Origin of the sequence: Pseudomonas protegens (genome assembly GCF_003732485.1) — a bacterium.
Classification (GTDB): domain Bacteria; phylum Pseudomonadota; class Gammaproteobacteria; order Pseudomonadales; family Pseudomonadaceae; genus Aquipseudomonas; species Aquipseudomonas protegens_B.
This window is the reverse complement of the sequence record NZ_MOAK01000092.1, coordinates 255,476-270,236: the sequence shown is the minus strand read 5'-3', so window position 1 is coordinate 270,236 and position 14,761 is coordinate 255,476. Positions and strand designations below refer to the sequence as shown.

Annotated in this window: 11 protein-coding genes; 1 reads left to right on the top strand and 10 read right to left on the bottom strand. The window is 65.6% G+C overall.

The genetic code is table 11. From position 1 onward, the window contains the following. From BLX41_RS33240 to BLX41_RS33215, 6 genes are all read right to left on the bottom strand, one after another. Positions 1–849, bottom strand: an 849-nt coding sequence (locus BLX41_RS33240; protein WP_259745535.1) for an LLM class flavin-dependent oxidoreductase, incomplete at its 3' end; no start/stop codon positions are given. Positions 850–887: 38 nt separating this feature from the next. Next, positions 888–3,470 carry a TonB-dependent receptor plug domain-containing protein gene (locus BLX41_RS33235; protein ID WP_123728290.1) on the bottom strand — a complete coding sequence of 861 codons (2,583 nt, stop codon included), beginning with the start codon at positions 3,468–3,470 and terminating at the stop codon, positions 888–890. 268 nt (positions 3,471–3,738) lie between these two features. After that, positions 3,739–5,322, bottom strand: coding sequence for an ABC transporter substrate-binding protein (locus BLX41_RS33230; protein ID WP_123728289.1), 1,584 nt, complete (start codon positions 5,320–5,322; stop codon positions 3,739–3,741). Between the two features lie 4 nt (positions 5,323–5,326). Beyond that, positions 5,327–6,535, bottom strand: coding sequence for an LLM class flavin-dependent oxidoreductase (locus tag BLX41_RS33225; protein WP_123728288.1), 1,209 nt, complete (start codon positions 6,533–6,535; stop codon positions 5,327–5,329). A gap of 15 nt (positions 6,536–6,550) precedes the next feature. Beyond that, entirely contained in the window at positions 6,551–7,774 is a 1,224-nt protein-coding gene (locus BLX41_RS33220) for a lipase family protein (protein ID WP_123728287.1), read from the bottom strand. Positions 7,775–7,796: 22 nt separating this feature from the next. Then, entirely contained in the window at positions 7,797–8,870 is a 1,074-nt protein-coding gene (locus tag BLX41_RS33215; protein ID WP_123728286.1) for an ABC transporter substrate-binding protein, read from the bottom strand. A 511-nt stretch (positions 8,871–9,381) separates the two neighbouring features. Between BLX41_RS33215 and BLX41_RS33200 the strand changes: the two genes are divergently transcribed. Further along, positions 9,382–10,449 carry a sigma-54 interaction domain-containing protein gene (locus BLX41_RS33200; protein ID WP_123728285.1) on the top strand — a complete coding sequence of 356 codons (1,068 nt, stop codon included), beginning with the start codon at positions 9,382–9,384 and terminating at the stop codon, positions 10,447–10,449. A 59-nt stretch (positions 10,450–10,508) separates the two neighbouring features. Here the strand turns inward: BLX41_RS33200 and BLX41_RS33195 are convergent, their stop codons facing one another. The 4 genes from BLX41_RS33195 to BLX41_RS33180 all read right to left on the bottom strand — a co-directional run bounded on the left by BLX41_RS33195 (position 10,509) and on the right by BLX41_RS33180 (position 14,754). Continuing rightward, positions 10,509–11,297, bottom strand: a complete 789-nt coding sequence (locus BLX41_RS33195; protein ID WP_123728284.1) for a type 1 glutamine amidotransferase domain-containing protein — start codon at positions 11,295–11,297, stop codon at positions 10,509–10,511. Between the two features lie 124 nt (positions 11,298–11,421). Continuing rightward, entirely contained in the window at positions 11,422–12,261 is an 840-nt protein-coding gene (locus BLX41_RS33190) for a metal-dependent hydrolase (protein WP_123728283.1), read from the bottom strand. Between the two features lie 38 nt (positions 12,262–12,299). Continuing rightward, complete coding sequence (locus tag BLX41_RS33185; protein WP_123728282.1) at positions 12,300–13,199, bottom strand: SDR family NAD(P)-dependent oxidoreductase; 900 nt, start codon at positions 13,197–13,199, stop codon at positions 12,300–12,302. Continuing rightward, on the bottom strand, positions 13,186–14,754 hold the full coding sequence (locus tag BLX41_RS33180) for a flavin-containing monooxygenase (protein ID WP_123728281.1): 1,569 nt from the start codon (positions 14,752–14,754) through the stop codon (positions 13,186–13,188). The genes BLX41_RS33185 and BLX41_RS33180 overlap by 14 nt, the downstream gene beginning before the upstream one ends. Positions 14,755–14,761 lie beyond the last annotated feature (7 nt).

Sequence of the window (14,761 nt, the reverse complement as noted above, 5' to 3'; positions counted from 1 at the left end):
GCGGTCGCCGCGGGCCGCAGCCGCCAGCAGGCGTTCGGAACCGGTGCCCTTGAGGCGTTTCTGCCAGGGGCTACCGGCGGCGAACTGCGGGTTGGCCTGGATCTGCGCGAGGATCTGTTCGGCGCGTTGCCAGGCCAGTTCTTCGGTGGCGCCCAGGATCAGCCGTACCGAGAGGCTGACCCTGGGCGCGGTCACTCCTGCGGCGCTGGCGGCGGCCTTCAGTTTGCCGATCTGTTCGGCTACCCCGTCCAGCGGTTCGCCCCACAGGGCATAGAGATCGGCGTGCTTGACCGCGATCTGGTAGGCGATGTCGGAGGAGCCGCCGAAGGAAATCGGAATGTGCGGCTGTTGCAGGGGTTTCACCGGGGAGAAGGCGCCCTTGATGCTGAAGTAGCGGCCCTCGAAGTCGAAGGGCTCTTCGGCGGTCCAGGTACGACGGACGATCTCCAGGTATTCGTCGGTGCGTTTGTAGCGTTCGGTCTTGTCCAGCAAGGTGTCGCCTTCCTGGGGCTCGGCGGTGATGCCGGTAATGGCGTGCAGGCGAATGCGTCCGCCACCGGTGGTGTGGTCCAGGGTGGCGAAGGCCCGGGCGGCCACGGTGGGGGCGCTGAGGGCCGGGCGGTGGGCAATCATGAAGCCCAGGCGCTCGGTGTGGGCCGCGGCATAGGCGGCAATCTGCAGGCTGTCGGCGCTGCCCGGGCCGCTGGCGATCAGCACCCGGTCAAAGCCCGCGTGTTCATGGGCGCGGGCGTGCTGGCGGATGAATTCCAGGTCGAAGTCCGGGCTGCGCACGCCGCGGGTTTCGGACCATTGACGGGGGAAGATCATGCCGACGAATTCGATGCTCATGTGAAGGTTCCAGGGGCGAAAGTTGGGGGGAAAGGTGGTTAGAACTGGTAATCGACCTGGGCCAGCACGGTGCGTCCGGGCATGGGCTGCAGGAAGGTATTGGTGGAGCCGGCCAGGCCGCTGACGAAGTTCAACTCGTTGGTCAGGTTGAGCACGCGCAAGGTGGTGCTCCACTGGGGTTGGCGGTAGTACAGGGCCAGGTCGAGGTTGTATTCGTCGGGGATCTTCACGGTCTTGCTCAGGTTCAGGTACCAGCTGCTGGTCCACCAGCCGGAGAGTTCGGCGCCAAAGCCCGAGTCGAAGCGGTAGTCGAGGTAGCCGCTGGCGGTGTACTCGGGAATCTGCACGGCATCGAAGCGCCCGGACGGCCGCCGGTTGAGGCTGTTGTTGTCGCCGAACACCGTGCCGTTGTCGGCGATGAACCCGGCGGACGCGAAGCCGGCCTGGGAGGTGAACTCGTTGTAGGCGCTGAGTCTGGAGAGGTTGAGGCCGCTGCGCAGGTGGTTGTCCGGCTGGTAGCGCAGGGTCGCTTCGGTGCCCTTGATGATCAGCCGGGCGATGTTGTTGTTGCTGTCCGGAGACTGGTCCCGGGCCTGCTTGAACGCCGCCAGGGTCATGAACAGCTGGTCGGGGATGGCTTCGACCTTCAGCCCCAGTTCATGCAGCACGCTCAGGCTCTGGAACGCCAGGGGGTTGAGCTGGTTGGCGCCAGTGCCGCTGCCCCAGCCCAGGCCGTTGGAGAAAAACCCGGTGTTGACCGCCAGGGAGCGGTCGAAGGTGTAGTAAAGGGTGCTGTTCTCGGTGGGCTTGACGTAGGGGCTGACCTGGAAGGCGAACAGTCGATAGTTGTGGCTGTCGCGCCGCGAGTTGCCACCGGCAAGCACGAAGGGGTTGTCGATCTCGGCGTCGATCCAGCTGCGGCTGGCGCCGATGTTCAGGCCCACCCGGTCGCCCAGGCGCAGGTTGTGCTGGCTGAACAGGGTCTGGGTGGTCCAGGTGCTTTCGGCGGTGTAGGGCGCCACCGATTCGGCATACAGGCCGTGGCCGGCGGGGTACATGGCCGCCAGGTTGAGCCAGCCGTAATAGTTGGAGTATTGGGGGACCCCGGGCTGGCCGATCCAGGCGCCGTTGCCGCCGGCCGGGTTGCTGCCGGTCAGCCCCAGCAGGTCGCCGGGGTTTTTGCCCGACGGGTCCAGAGTCAAGTCGTAGGCGTTGATGGTGGAGCCGAAGTGGTTGTTGGCGGCGATCGACTGGTTGAACTCGCGGCGGTAGATCAACCCACTGTTGCTGTCGTCCCGCAGGGTCAGGTCGCCGAGCCGGGTTTCATTGCGTGAGCGGAACTCGAAACGGTTGTCCAGCAGGTTGTCCTTGGACTGCACCTGGAAGGCGCCAACGGCGTCGGTCAAGTCCCTGGAGCGCTGGTAGAAGGTGCTGTTGGCCAGGGTGATGGTCGGAGACAGATCGGCCTCGATCCGCAACTGGGTGGTGAAACGCCGCGAGCTGCTCTGGTCTTCGCCGCGCTGACCGGCCTGGGGCGACAGGGAGGTCAGGCCGTTGCCTGCCAGGCTCGGGTCATAGACCCAGCCACGCAGGGTGCCGGGGCTGGCCTGGGTGTTGGGCGAGGCGGCCTGGAAGCTGCCGTCGACCACGCTGTACTGGCCCTGGGCGTTGCGCTGGCGCTGCACCCAGCCCAGGGTCGGGGCATTGGCGGCGCCGGAGGCCAGCACCGGCGACCACAGGGTGTTGCCATTCTGGATGATCGGCGTGGCGCGCCCGGCGTAGTACTGGCCGCTGTCCACCAGTTGCTGGGTGGCGCGGTTCCAGCCGTGGGTGATGTTGTAGTCGTAGTAGTTGTCGTAGCTGGCGTTCCAGTCCACTCGCAGGTTGTCGTTGCGCCAGGCCAGGGCGCCGTAGAAGGCATCGAAGTTGTTATCGACGTTGTCGTAGTAGTCCTGCTGGCGCTGCTGGGTGATGCTGACCCGGTAGGCCAGCTGGTCGCTCAGGGGGCCGGTGTTGTCGATGCTGAACTTGCGCGAGTCCCGGGACTGGCCGTCCGGCACCCAGGCACCGAGCTCGCCGCTCAGACGGGTCTTGAATTCGCTGAAGTTGGGTTTCTTGCTCAGGTAGTTGACGTAGCCGCCGCTACCGGACACCGAGCCATAGGTCACCGAGGAAGGGCCGGCGACGATGTCCGCGCCCTCATAGGCATTGAAGTTGGCTGGGTGACGCACGCCGTAAGCGCGTTGGCCGTCCTGGAATACCTCCGAGCCCTGGGCGCGGAACTGCGGGGCGATGCCGGCGTTCTGCCCGCCACCGCGGGTGATGCCCGGGGCGTATTTGACCAGATCGTCGGCGCTGCGGATCGGGTCGTTGGCCAGTTGTTCGGCGTTGATCTGGGTCACCGAGCGTGGCGTATCGAGCACCTTGGTCTCGGTGCCGCCATACACCGAAGTCGGCGGCCGGGTGGGCAGGGCATCGTCGTCGGACTGGCTGCTGCTGGCCTGGACGGTGACGGTTTGCAACTGGGTATCGGCGGCGAACAGCGGCGGCGCCAGGGGAGAAAACATCACTACGGCCAGGGCCGGGCCGAATGCGGGGCGAGCGAAGGCGTTGGAGGGCATGGCACATGAGCCTCATATTGAATCGCATGAATGTTCTGTAGGAGCCGGCTTGCCGGCGAAGGGGCCCTTGAGGCTCGCGGTGCTCTTGCGGGCGCTTTCGCTGGCAAGCCAGCTCCTACGGGGTGTGTCGCGGTTGCGGTGATTCCTTGTAGGAGCCGGCTTGCCGGCGAAGAGGCCCTTGAGGCTCGCGGTGCTCTTGCGGGCGCTTTCGCTGGCAAGCCAGCTCCTACGGGGTGTGTCGCGGTTGCGGTTACGGGTGGGTGTGGGGTCAGGCGCTGTCGTTGAGCCACAACCTTTCGAAACGCCAGGTGCTGAACAGCGATTGTTCTTCGTGGGCACCGCCCACGCGGGTGGAGACGCTGTCCAGCAGGTCGGCGTAGCCCCAGATCAGCATGCCGCCCCGTTCGTACTGGATCTGCTGGGCCTGGTGCACCAGGGCCGTGCGCCGCTGCAGGTCGGGCTGGGCCATGGCGGCGAGAAACACTTCGGCAAACTGCGGGTCGTTGAAGTGGGTCTTGTTGGATACGGCAAAGGGCGCGTCGGTGTGGATGGCGCTGGCCAGAAACGGTGCGCCGATGCTGCCGCCGGTACTCAGGGTCCAGTCGTTGCGCTGCGGGCCCTGGAAGGTCGCCAGGTCCACTTGCTTGACCTTGAGGGTCACGCCAATGCGCTTGGCCTGTTCCGCCAGGACCAGGGCCGAGGTCAGGCCCGGCCCGGGGGTGGTCACCAATTCCAGCTCCAGGTGCTCCTGACCGGCCTCCTTGAGCAGTTGCGCGGCGCGCTGCGGGTCGTGGGCGCGCGGGCCCAGGCTGTGGTTGAAGGTCGGGTCGCTGGGGGCATAGAGGTCGTTGGCCACCCGGCCCTGGCCATTGAGGGCGCGGCGTACCAGTTCCTCGCGGTCCGCCAGCAGGCGGAACGCCTCACGCACCCTTGGGTCGTTGAACGGTGGCTTGTCCAGGTTCATGTCGAAGGACAGCCAGTTGCCGGTCACCGATTTCAACAGCCGTACCCGTGGGTCGCGCTGCAGTACCTGCAGTTGTTCGGTGGGCATCACGTTGGCCATGTCGATCTGTCCGGAACGCAGGGCCGCCAGGCGTGCCACCTGATCCTTGAAGTCGATGATTTCCAGTTCGTCGGCGTAGGGCTGGCCGTCCTTGTAGTAATTGTCGAAACGGGTGAACAGCGAGCGCTGCCCCGGGGTGAAGCTTTTCAGCTTGTAGGGGCCGGCGCCCACCGGATTGGTCACCGGGTGGTAGTCCACCGGGACGATGCCGCCGAAGTTGACCCAGGTTTCCGCCAGGGGCATGTAGCTGCGGCCCTGGCGAAAGCTCAGGCGCACAGTGCGCTCATCGAGCTTTTGCAGGTTGTCGCGATCGACCCAGTGCAGCAGCGCCGCGTAGGGCGAGGCCAGTTGCGGGTCGGTCAGGCGGCGGATGGAGAAGATCAGGTCATCGGCGTCGATGCTCTTGCCGTGGTGGAATTCCAGGCCCTGGCGCAGGCGCAGGGTCCAGCTGCTGGCATCGGCATTGGGTTCGGCGAACTCGGCCAGGGCCAGGCGCGGTTGCATCTGTTCGTCCCATTCCCAGAGTTTGCTGTACAGCGCAAAGCCTCGGACGATGCCGCTGCCGATAGGCTTGTGGGCGTCCAGGTTGCCGCTCTGGTTGCCGTCGAGAATGCCCAGGCGCAGGCGCCCGCCGTAGCGCGGTTGATCGCTGGCGGCGGTGCCAGGGGCGCTGGAATTGTCCGCGTCGCAACCGGCCAGCAGGCCGCTGCCCAGCAGCAGGCCACCGCCGAACAGCGCACTGTGGCCGAGAAAGCGGCGACGGCTTAAACCCGAGTAGTCCTGGCTCATGGCATCAGGCTCCAGCCGGGCCGTTGACGCTGCGCAGTTCCAGCGGCGCTTGCGGCTGACGGCTCAAGGCGGCGCGCTCGGCGCGAAAGTGCGGCAGGATGTGCTCGCCCAGACGGTAGGCTTCTTCCAGGTGCGGGTAGCCGGCGAGGAAGAACAGGTCGATGCCGATGGCGTGGTACTCGCGGATACGTGCCACGACGTTTTCGTAGCTGCCCACCAGGGCGCAACCCGGCGGAATGCCGATGTAGCCGAAACCGGTCCAGACATTGGGGTGGATGAAGAAGTCGTCGAAGCCCTGGGTCTCGTTCTTCTGCGCGAATTGGTTCTCGTAACTGAGCTTGCGCGCGGTGCGCAGCCCGGCATGAGCGGCCACGGCCTTGACCGCACCCTTGGCGATGCCTTCGTCGAAAAAGCGCTTGGCTTCGGTGCGTGCCAGTTCTTCGGTTTCCCGGGTGATGACGTCGATGGACAGGCCGAAGCGGATATCGCCGCGCCCGTACTTGAGGGCCCGCTCACGGATATCGGCGATCAGCGCGGCGATCTCGTCCGGGTGTTCGGCGCGCATCAGGTAGAAATCGGCGTGCTTGGCGGCGAACTCCCGGGCGGCGATGGACGAGCCGGCGGTGCAGATCAGCGGCAGTTCGGCCTTCTTCAACGGCCCGCGCAGGCCACCGCCTTCGGCGCGGTAGAAGCGGCCTTCGTAGTGGAAGTTCTCGCTGTGCCAGTAGCCCTTGACCAGGTCCATGAACTCGGTGGCACGGGCATAGCGCTCATCGTGGTCGCTGAAGTCGCCGACCTGGCGCTGAATCGCGTCCGATCCGCCGTTGATGATGTTCCACACCAGGCGGTTGCCGGTGGCGCGCTGGTAGGTGGCGGCTTGCTGTACCGCGACCCACGGCGTGTAGTGATAGGGCTGGAAGGCGGTGACGAACTTCAGGGTGCGGGTTTCCCGGGCCAGCAGGGAACACACGGTCCAGGGCTCTTCGCCGGAGGGTGCGTTGACCATCAGCGCGCCGCCGAAGCCGTTGATTTCAGCAGCCCGGGCGATCTGTCCCAGGTAGTCGATGTAGGTGAAGTGATCACCGACGCTGAAGCTTGAGACGGCGCCGGTGCTGGGGCCGCCACGGTGCCAGTCGCCGCGGTTGCGCGGGTCGCCGGGGAGGAACTGGGTTTCGCCGTGCAGGGGCAGGCGGGTAAAGAATTCGATGCTCATGGCAGGGGCTCCGGGTTATTGCACGCTGGGGCTGCAGACGGGGGTAACGGCCTGGCCGTTGATGACCTTGTGGGCGAAGGGCACCGAGTCCTTGAGGGAGGCGTTGACCGTTTCGCTGTGGCCCAGGCCCTTGTACAGGTGGCCCTCGACCACCGATCCGGCCTTGCAGGCGTCCTGCATCAGCGCCACCTGGGTGGCGGCGGCCGGGGTCTTGTCCTCGGCTCCGGTGCCGATGAACACCGGCTGGGCGGTTTTCAGGGTCGGGTAGGACACTTGTTTCTGCCAGGCCGCCAGTTGGCTGCCCTGGTAGTCCTTCTTGGCGTTGGCCGGGGTCAGGCCGACCCCCACCACGTCGCTGACCAGGGCGGCGAGGCAGCTGGTACGGGCCTGTTCGAACAGCGGCAGGGCCTTGTCGGTGTAGAAGTCCTTGGGGTTGATGCTCGGGTCGTACTGCTGGGCCGCCAGCAGGGTGTAGAAGCCATAGGCCAGGGAGGCATCGACCTTGTTCGGGTCCTGTTCGCCGACATTTTTCGCGCCGATGGTGTAGATCACCCCGGTGCCGATGCTGCCCTTGACCCCCAGGTCCGGGGCGTAGGTGGCGGCGTAGGCGGCCGAGGCGAAGGCGCCGGCACCGCCCTGGGACTGGCCGACGATCAGCACCTTGTTGGCCAGCCCGGGCACCCCGGCGACCACCGCTTTGGCGGCGTCGAGAATGCCGTAGGCGGCCATGCGGTTGTTCAACAGCGGATGGCCGCCGGGCACGCCCAGGCCCTGGTAATCGCTGGCGACAATGGCAAAGCCTTCGTCCAGCCAGCGGCTCAGGTACTGCACGTCACGGTAGGAACGCCCCTGCCAGGACGGTGCGCAGACATCCGCCACGCCCACGGTGCCGTGGCCCCAGGACGCCACCGGCCAGCCGCCGGCCGGGGCCTTGCCCTTGGGCAGGAACAGGGTGCCGGAGACCACCACCGGGGTCTTGCCGTCGATGCCGTCGGTGGAGGTATAGAGAATTCGTTGCGCACTGGCGGCGTTGGGCAGGCTCAGGGTCGCTTCCAGGGGCTCGCTGCGCAGCAGCTTGCCCGGAGTAGCGGGAATTGCGTCCTGCCAGGTGTAGAAGGCCGAGACCCGGCCGTCGCCCTGCAACGGGTCGGGCTTGGGCGCGTAGGTCGGGCCCGCCAGGGCCGACAGGGAGACAGCCAGGACACTCAGGCCGAAGGCGAATTTTGCGGACAGTTTCATCAAGAAGACTCGTGCTCAGGGTTCAAGGAAGGGTGCTGACCTGGCCGCGCAGGGCGGGCCAGTAGTCACTCAGGTGCAAGTCGATCAGCGCCTGGTTGGTGAAACCGGTGGCCAGGGCCGGGGTGATGTCGTAGGGCGTGCGGATCAACTGGTTGTCCAGGGCATAGGCACTCAGCGCCTGGTAGTGAGCCTTGAGCTGCTGGTCGCTTTTCGGCGCCCAGCGTTCCTTCCACGTCACCGGATCGCCCTGGTCGTCGCGGCGCAGCACGCTCTCGGCAGTGCCGGCCCGGGAGGACAGCTGGTAATAGGCGTCCTGGTTCTGTTCCTGGGAGATCCACCAGGCGGCCTTGACCCAGGCGGTGGCCAGCAGTTGGGTAACCTCCGGGTGCTGCTCGATGAAACTGTCGGTGCCCCAGAGGTCGGAGATCAGGCGCCAGTCATTGGCCCCTTGCTTGGTGGACCAGATGATCTTGCCCACGCCCTTGTCTTCCAGGGCGTAGGCCTCACTGAGCAGCACTGCCGCGTCGACCTTGCCGGCGGACACCGCGGCCGCGCCGACCTGGGGGTTGAGGTTGGCGATCTTGAAGTCGTCGAGCTTCAAGCCCTTGCTGGCCAGGAAGTTGCTGAAGGCAAACTCCCAGGGCCGGCCGCGATGCAGGGCCAGGCGCTGGCCCTTGAGGTCCTCGATGCGCTTGGCCGTGGAGTTCGCCGGCACCACCAGATAGATATTGTTGCCACTGCCGCCGGGCACGATCAGCTTGCCCGGCACACCGCCGGCGCCGGCGATTACCGAGGGCAGGTCGCCGCGCACGGCGAAGTCGATGCTGTTGTTGCTGAAACCCTCGTTGATCTGCGGCCCGGCGCCGGCGTGGGGCAGGGCGATCCACTGCAGCGTGATCCCGCGCTGGCTCAATTGCTGCTCTAGCCAGCCGTCCTCGATGACCCGCCCGGCGATGCCGCCGAACACCGGCTTGCCGCCCTGGGTAAAGGCGACGATGGCGATTTTCACCGTGGCCGGAGCCGGATTGGCCAGGGCGGTGACACTGATCAGCAGCGCGGCCAATGCGGCCAGGGTGTTGCGCCATAAAGCTTGCATTGCACTCTCCCTAAAAATGTTTGCCTTCATCGCCCGAGCGAATCTCGGCTTGCGCCCTTGAGCCTTGTGTTGCCCTTGCGGACGCCTTCGCTGGCAAGCCAGCTCCTACAGCGGATGTCGCGGTGTTGCCCGTAGGAGCCGGCTTGCCGGCGAAGAGGCCCTTGAGCCTTGTGTTGCCCTTGTGGACGCCTTCGCTGGCAAGCCAGCTCCTACGGCGGTGGTGGTGGGTGCTGGTGTCGGAAGGGATAGAGCAGATTGCATGCCAGGGCCGCTATAAAGCGCTGCAGGCCTTGCCCGGCAAGGGTTTCAGGCAGATCGACAGGCTCCGGCCCAAGCCGCTGCTGCTGATCTGCGGACAGGTAGGTGCTGGCCGATTGCTGCTCCAGCAGCAGGTTAGGAGCAGCCAATGCTTATATTCGTAAAAAGAATATCTAAAGATTAATTAATAATTATTTAGTCTAAATATCTTCGTGCACTATTGAACCCGCGCTTTTACTGCCAGGAATGCACCATGTCGCTGATCACTCATCCAAACGCCCGCGAATTGACCAAATCGGTACGGGCCACCGTTCTGGTGTTCAAGGACCCGCGCTCCCAGGAGTTGCTCAGTCGCATCGAGCGCCTGGCCCCCAGTGAGGCCAATACCCTGATCATTGGCGAGACCGGCACCGGCAAGGAACTGGTGGCCCGGCACATCCATCATTTGAGTCGCCGCGGGCGCGAGCCCTTTGTCGCGGTGAACTGCGGGGCCTTTGCCGAAACCCTGGTGGAAAGCGAGCTTTTCGGCCATGAGAAAGGTGCCTTTACCGGCGCCACCACCCACAAGGCCGGCTGGTTCGAAGCGGCCAACGGCGGCACGCTGTTTCTCGACGAAATCGGTGACCTGCCGCTGAACATGCAGGTCAAGCTGCTGCGGGTGCTGCAGGAGCGGGAGGTGGTGCGCCTGGGCTCGCGCACGCCGATTCCAATCAATGTGCGGCTGGTGGCGGCCACCAACGTCAACCTCGCCGATGCCGTGGTGGCCGGGCATTTTCGTGAGGACCTGTTCTACCGCCTGCACGTGGCCACCATTCGCCTGCCGCCGTTGCGCGAGCGCCCGGGGGACATCCTGCCCCTGGCCGAATTCTTCCTTGAGGAACACTGCCAGCGCCTGGGCTACAACCGTGCCTCGCTGACCGAGGAGGCCGAACGCAAGCTGTTGGAACACAGCTGGCCGGGCAACATCCGCGAGCTGGAAAATGCCATTCACCACGCCTTGCTGGTGTGCCGTCAGCAGCGGGTCGCTCCCGGCGATCTGCACCTGGTGGACATGCGCTCCTCGGGCATCCGCCAGGAGCAGGCGCCGCAGGCATTCTCGACGCCGGACGCTCCGGCGGACCTGGGCCGGGCATTGCAGGCGCTGTTCGAGCAGAACATTCCGGATCTGTACGAGCACATTGAGGAGGCAATCTTCCGTGAGGCTTACCGCTACTGCCACGGCAACCAGTTGCAGACCGGGCGCCTGCTGAACATCAGCCGCAATATCGTGCGGGCGCGGCTGGAGAAGATCGGTGAGTTGAACAAACCCCTGGCTTCCTGAGGATCGAACCCATTGGCGGCCGGGATTGATCCTGGTTTGCCGTGCATGCTGTGACGGCTTCAAGCCGGGTCAGCGGGCTCCGCTTGAACCTGGGCGTCGCGGGCCTGTTGCAGCAGAGTGACCCATTCATTGGCGAAGCGGTGACAGTCCCCCGGCCAGCGCGCAGTCAGTAGATTGCGGTCGCGAACCACAAAGCCGCGCTCGGGGTGCTGCGCCGAATCCCGGCGTGGCAGCCAGGGCCCGGAAAGAAAATCCGCCGGGCTGGCCAGTGCCTGCTTGATCTCTTGCTCGACGCTGTGGTCGTAGGTGCGGTAATAGCGCCCCAGCCACGGCGCGGTGACGATCCAGGCCGCCAGCTCCATGGGCCCGGCGAGCAGGGCGGTGACCTTGCGCCCGTAGAGCACCGAGCGCCCGCTTTCCGGGTCGATGCAGCGGGCCAGCGCGAGAGGGCCATGACACACCGCGGCCACGGGCTTGTCGGCCTTGAAGAACGCCAGAATGATGCGCCTCACATCCGCGGACTCCAGCAGGCTGCGCATGCCCCGGGCATGCCCGCCCGGAATCAGCAGGCCCTCGAAGGCCTGCGGATCGACGTCGGCATAGTCCAGGGGGCTGAGAAACTCCGGGTCGCGGGTCATGCTGTGGTAGTGCTCAAGGTCGGCGGCCGGGGTCATCAACAGCGGATTGAGCGGGCCGAAGCCCAGGCTCACCAGGCGCGAGTCGGCGTAGGCCGGGAACCCCAGGGGCGTGGCGAATTGCGCGTCAAAGCCCGCGTCCCTGGCGGCCTGCCAGGGCAGGCTGCTTTCAGTGGGATCGTAGTCGGCGTGGGGCAGCAGGATCAGGATCATGGCGCGCGCTCGCAGCACAAAGGGTGCGCTGCAGATTAGCAGCCCCTGGCGTGCGCGCAGGCGCTCATGGCACGCCGCTGTCGCCGCGTGTCATGGCTGTCCACTTGGCCGCTCATTTGGCCGCTCACTTGGCTGCGGCGGCCCGGGTGCGCTCGATGTCCTGCACCAGGCCGTCGATGCGTTGCAGCTGCTCGCGGTTGTCGTGATCCCAGGGGTGGAAGCCCGGCTTGAAGAATTGCAGCCAGGGCAGGGCGATGCGCGGGAACACGCCCTTGGGACCGTAGAGGTACTTGAGCACCTGCCACAGGCCGCGCCAGTGGCCACCGCGACGGCGGTCGGCGATGAGCATGCGCACATGGAAGTCGAACACCACCAGCCAGAAGGTCAGGGTGGTGAAGAGCATGCTCCCGGTGCGGATCAGGTAGCGCTTGGGCCCGGGCTTGAGCACGCTGTTAAAGACATCGTAGGACACCGATTTGTGTTCGGTTTCCTCCAGGGCGTGCCACAGCCACATCTGCCGATAGCCCGCCACCGAATCGCCGAAGCGACTGGGGTCGCGCAGTAGCAGGTCGGCAAGGATCGCCGTGTAGTGTTCCAGGGCCACGGTGATGGCCAGGTTGAAGGCTGCAGGGAAGTGTTTTTTCTGGAAGTCGAGGATCATCCGCAGCCGTCGATCCAGCAAATGGGCCGGCAGCCCGGCGTCCTGCAGCAAGTCGTTGTAGCGCACGTGCTCGCGGCTGTGCATGGCTTCCTGGCCAATGAACCCCTGGATCTCGCGCTTGAGCTCGGGGTCGTGAATCTGCTCGCGGTAATGGCGCACGCTGTCCATGAAGAACAGCTCGCCGGCAGGAAACAGCAGGGACAGGGCATTGAAGAAGTGGCTCACGTGGCTGCCTTGTTCGTGCCAGTCGCAGGCACGTTCGGCAGGCAGTTCGACCTTGATGTCGCGGCGGATGGGCAGCATGGCTGGCGCTCCTCTAGACATGAAATGGGTACGCGGCGCTACAGGCCGCGCTCATCCTGGGCCTCGTAGACTGCCGGCCGTTCCTGGCCCGGCTTGGGCGCCATGCGCCGGCTGATCCACACCACCAGGGCCTGATAGGCGCCGGGCAGCAGGCGCACAAACAGATCGAGGAAGTGCGCGTCGCGGCCGATCAGCACCCGGCGCTTGTTCTTGCGCACCCCAAGCAGGATCACTTTGGCGGCGGTTTCGGCGCTGGTGATGAAGAGCTTTTCGAAGTCGTCCCGGGCCTGCTGTTCGTTGTCGATCAGGAACCCCTTGACGTTGTCGCTGATGCGGCTGGTGCGGGCGATGTCGGTGCGGATGCCGCCCGGGTGCACGCAGGTGGCGGAGACGCCGTTGCCTTGCAGGTCCAGCTCCTGGCGCAGGGACTCGGTAAAGCCGCGTACGGCGAACTTGGTGGCGTTGTAGCCGCTCATGCCCGGTTGGGAGAACAGGCCGAAGACGCTGGAGGTGTTGATGATATGGCCGTCGCCGGATTGCTTGAGGTAGGGCAGGAAGGCCTGGGTGCCGTGGACCACGCCCCAGAAATTGACGTCGACGATCCACTCCAGGTCCGCCAGGCTCGAACCTTCCACGGTGCTGGACAGGGCCACGCCGGCATTGTTGAAGATCAGGTTGATCTGCCCGTGTTCGGTGGCGCTGGCGGCGGCCCAGGCGAACATGGCCTGGCGGTCGCCGACGTCCAGTTCCTGGCTGCTGATGCGCAATGGCAGCAAGGTTGCGGCCTTGGCCTGGGCCACGGTCTGCGCCAGCCCCTGGGGGTTCTTGTCGGCCAGCGCCAGGTGGCAACCCTCACGAGCCAGGGCAATGGCCAGGGCCCGGCCCATGCCGGAGGCGGCGCCGGTGATGGCCGCGACTTTACCGTTAAAATTTTTCATCGATGGCGGCCTCTTGCAGGTTCAACGGGCGCGCTGCGGCCGGCGTGGCGGCAGTCCCGGGATGGAGCAGGTGAGTGGTCAGGTAGTCCTGGAGCTGGAAGTGCTGCACGGTCTTCCTGAAGCTCCAGGTAGAGCCGGGCCAGAGGGTGGTGTTCTGGCCGCTGCGGGGGTCCAGGTACCAGCTGCGGCAACCGCCGGTGGACCAGATGGCCCCGGCCAGGCGTTGTTGCAGGCGCTGGTTGTACTGGCTCTCGACCTGGGGCTTGACCTCCAGGCTGGCGATGCCGTTCAGGCGCATCCGCTCCAGGGCCTTGAGGATGTAGTCCACCTGAGCCTCGATCATCAGGATCATCGAGTTGTGCCCAAGACCGGTGTTGGGGCCGACGATCATGAACAAGTTGGGAAAGCCCGGCAGGCAGGTGCCGAGGTAGGCATGGGCACCCCCGGACCAGGCGTCCATCAGGTCCTGGCCCCGACGGCCGAAGAGCAGGCCCTGGGGAATCGGGTCGGTGGCCTGGAAGCCGGTGCCGAAGATGATGCAGTCCACCGGATGTCGAGTGCCGTCGGCGGTGATCACGGCATCGCTGTCGATGCGCTGGATGGCATCGCTGATGACCCCCACATTGCCCCGGGACAGGGCCGGGTAGTAGTCGTTGGAAATCAGGATGCGCTTGCAGCCGATGGTGTAGTCGGGCGTCAGGCGTTGGCGCAGCAGCGGATCGGTGACTTGCTTGCGCAGGTGCCGCAGGGCCACGCGCTGCACCACTTTCATCAGCTTCGGCCGACGGGCGAAGGCGATCACCCGGCTTTCCAGGGCCCAGTACAGCGCTGAGCGCACCAGCCGCTGGGTGAAGGGCAGGTGCTTGAAGGCCCAGCGTTCCGCCGCGCTGAGTTCGCGGTCGGGTTTGGGCATGATCCACGGCGGGGTGCGCTGGAAGAGCTTGAGCTGAGCCACCCGGGGAGCGATTTTCGGGACGAACTGGATGGCACTGGCGCCGGTGCCGATCACCGCCACGCGCTTGCCTTGCAGGGAGTAGCGATGGTCCCACTGCTGGGAGTGGAAGCGCTTGCCGGTGAAGGTTTCCAGGCCGGGAATCTGCGGGATCGCCGGACGCGACAGGCCGCCCATGCCGGACACCAGCACGCGTGCGCTGACCTTGCGGCCATTGCCGAACCTCAGTTGCCAACGCTCTGAAGCCTCATCGAAGACGGCCTGTTCCAGGCCCATGTTGAAGTGCAGAAAGGGCGCCAGGGCGAAGTCCCTGGCGCAGTTCTCCAGGTACTCGCGGATTTCCGCCTGGGGCGCGAACTGCCGGGTCCAGTTCGGGTTGGGCGCGAAGGAAAAGGAGTAAACGTGGGATTGCACGTCGCAGGCGCAGCCGGGGTAGTGATTGTCGCGCCAGGTGCCCCCCAGGGACGCGGCTTGTTCGGCGACCAGGAAGTCTTGCAGCCCGGCTTGCTTGAGCTTGATCGCCATGCACAGCCCGGCGAAGCCGGCGCCGATGATGGCGATGTCAACGACCTCGGGGTCGTTGGGTGGCGAGTACGCATTCATGGTGTGT

What these genes read in the sequence shown, in the direction of transcription:
- BLX41_RS33235 (WP_123728290.1), bottom strand. Translation starts at nt 3,470, where the DNA reads ATGCCCTCCAACGCCTTCGCTCGCCCCGCATTCGGCCCGGCCCTGGCC.
- BLX41_RS33185 (WP_123728282.1), bottom strand. Translation starts at nt 13,199, where the DNA reads ATGAAAAATTTTAACGGTAAAGTCGCGGCCATCACCGGCGCCGCCTCC.
- BLX41_RS33225 (WP_123728288.1), bottom strand. Translation starts at nt 6,535, where the DNA reads ATGAGCATCGAATTCTTTACCCGCCTGCCCCTGCACGGCGAAACCCAG.
- BLX41_RS33215 (WP_123728286.1), bottom strand. Translation starts at nt 8,870, where the DNA reads ATGCAAGCTTTATGGCGCAACACCCTGGCCGCATTGGCCGCGCTGCTG.
- BLX41_RS33230 (WP_123728289.1), bottom strand. Translation starts at nt 5,322, where the DNA reads ATGAGCCAGGACTACTCGGGTTTAAGCCGTCGCCGCTTTCTCGGCCAC.
- BLX41_RS33180 (WP_123728281.1), bottom strand. Translation starts at nt 14,754, where the DNA reads ATGAATGCGTACTCGCCACCCAACGACCCCGAGGTCGTTGACATCGCC.
- BLX41_RS33195 (WP_123728284.1), bottom strand. Translation starts at nt 11,297, where the DNA reads ATGATCCTGATCCTGCTGCCCCACGCCGACTACGATCCCACTGAAAGC.
- BLX41_RS33200 (WP_123728285.1), top strand. Translation starts at nt 9,382, where the DNA reads ATGTCGCTGATCACTCATCCAAACGCCCGCGAATTGACCAAATCGGTA.
- BLX41_RS33220 (WP_123728287.1), bottom strand. Translation starts at nt 7,774, where the DNA reads ATGAAACTGTCCGCAAAATTCGCCTTCGGCCTGAGTGTCCTGGCTGTC.
- BLX41_RS33190 (WP_123728283.1), bottom strand. Translation starts at nt 12,261, where the DNA reads ATGCTGCCCATCCGCCGCGACATCAAGGTCGAACTGCCTGCCGAACGT.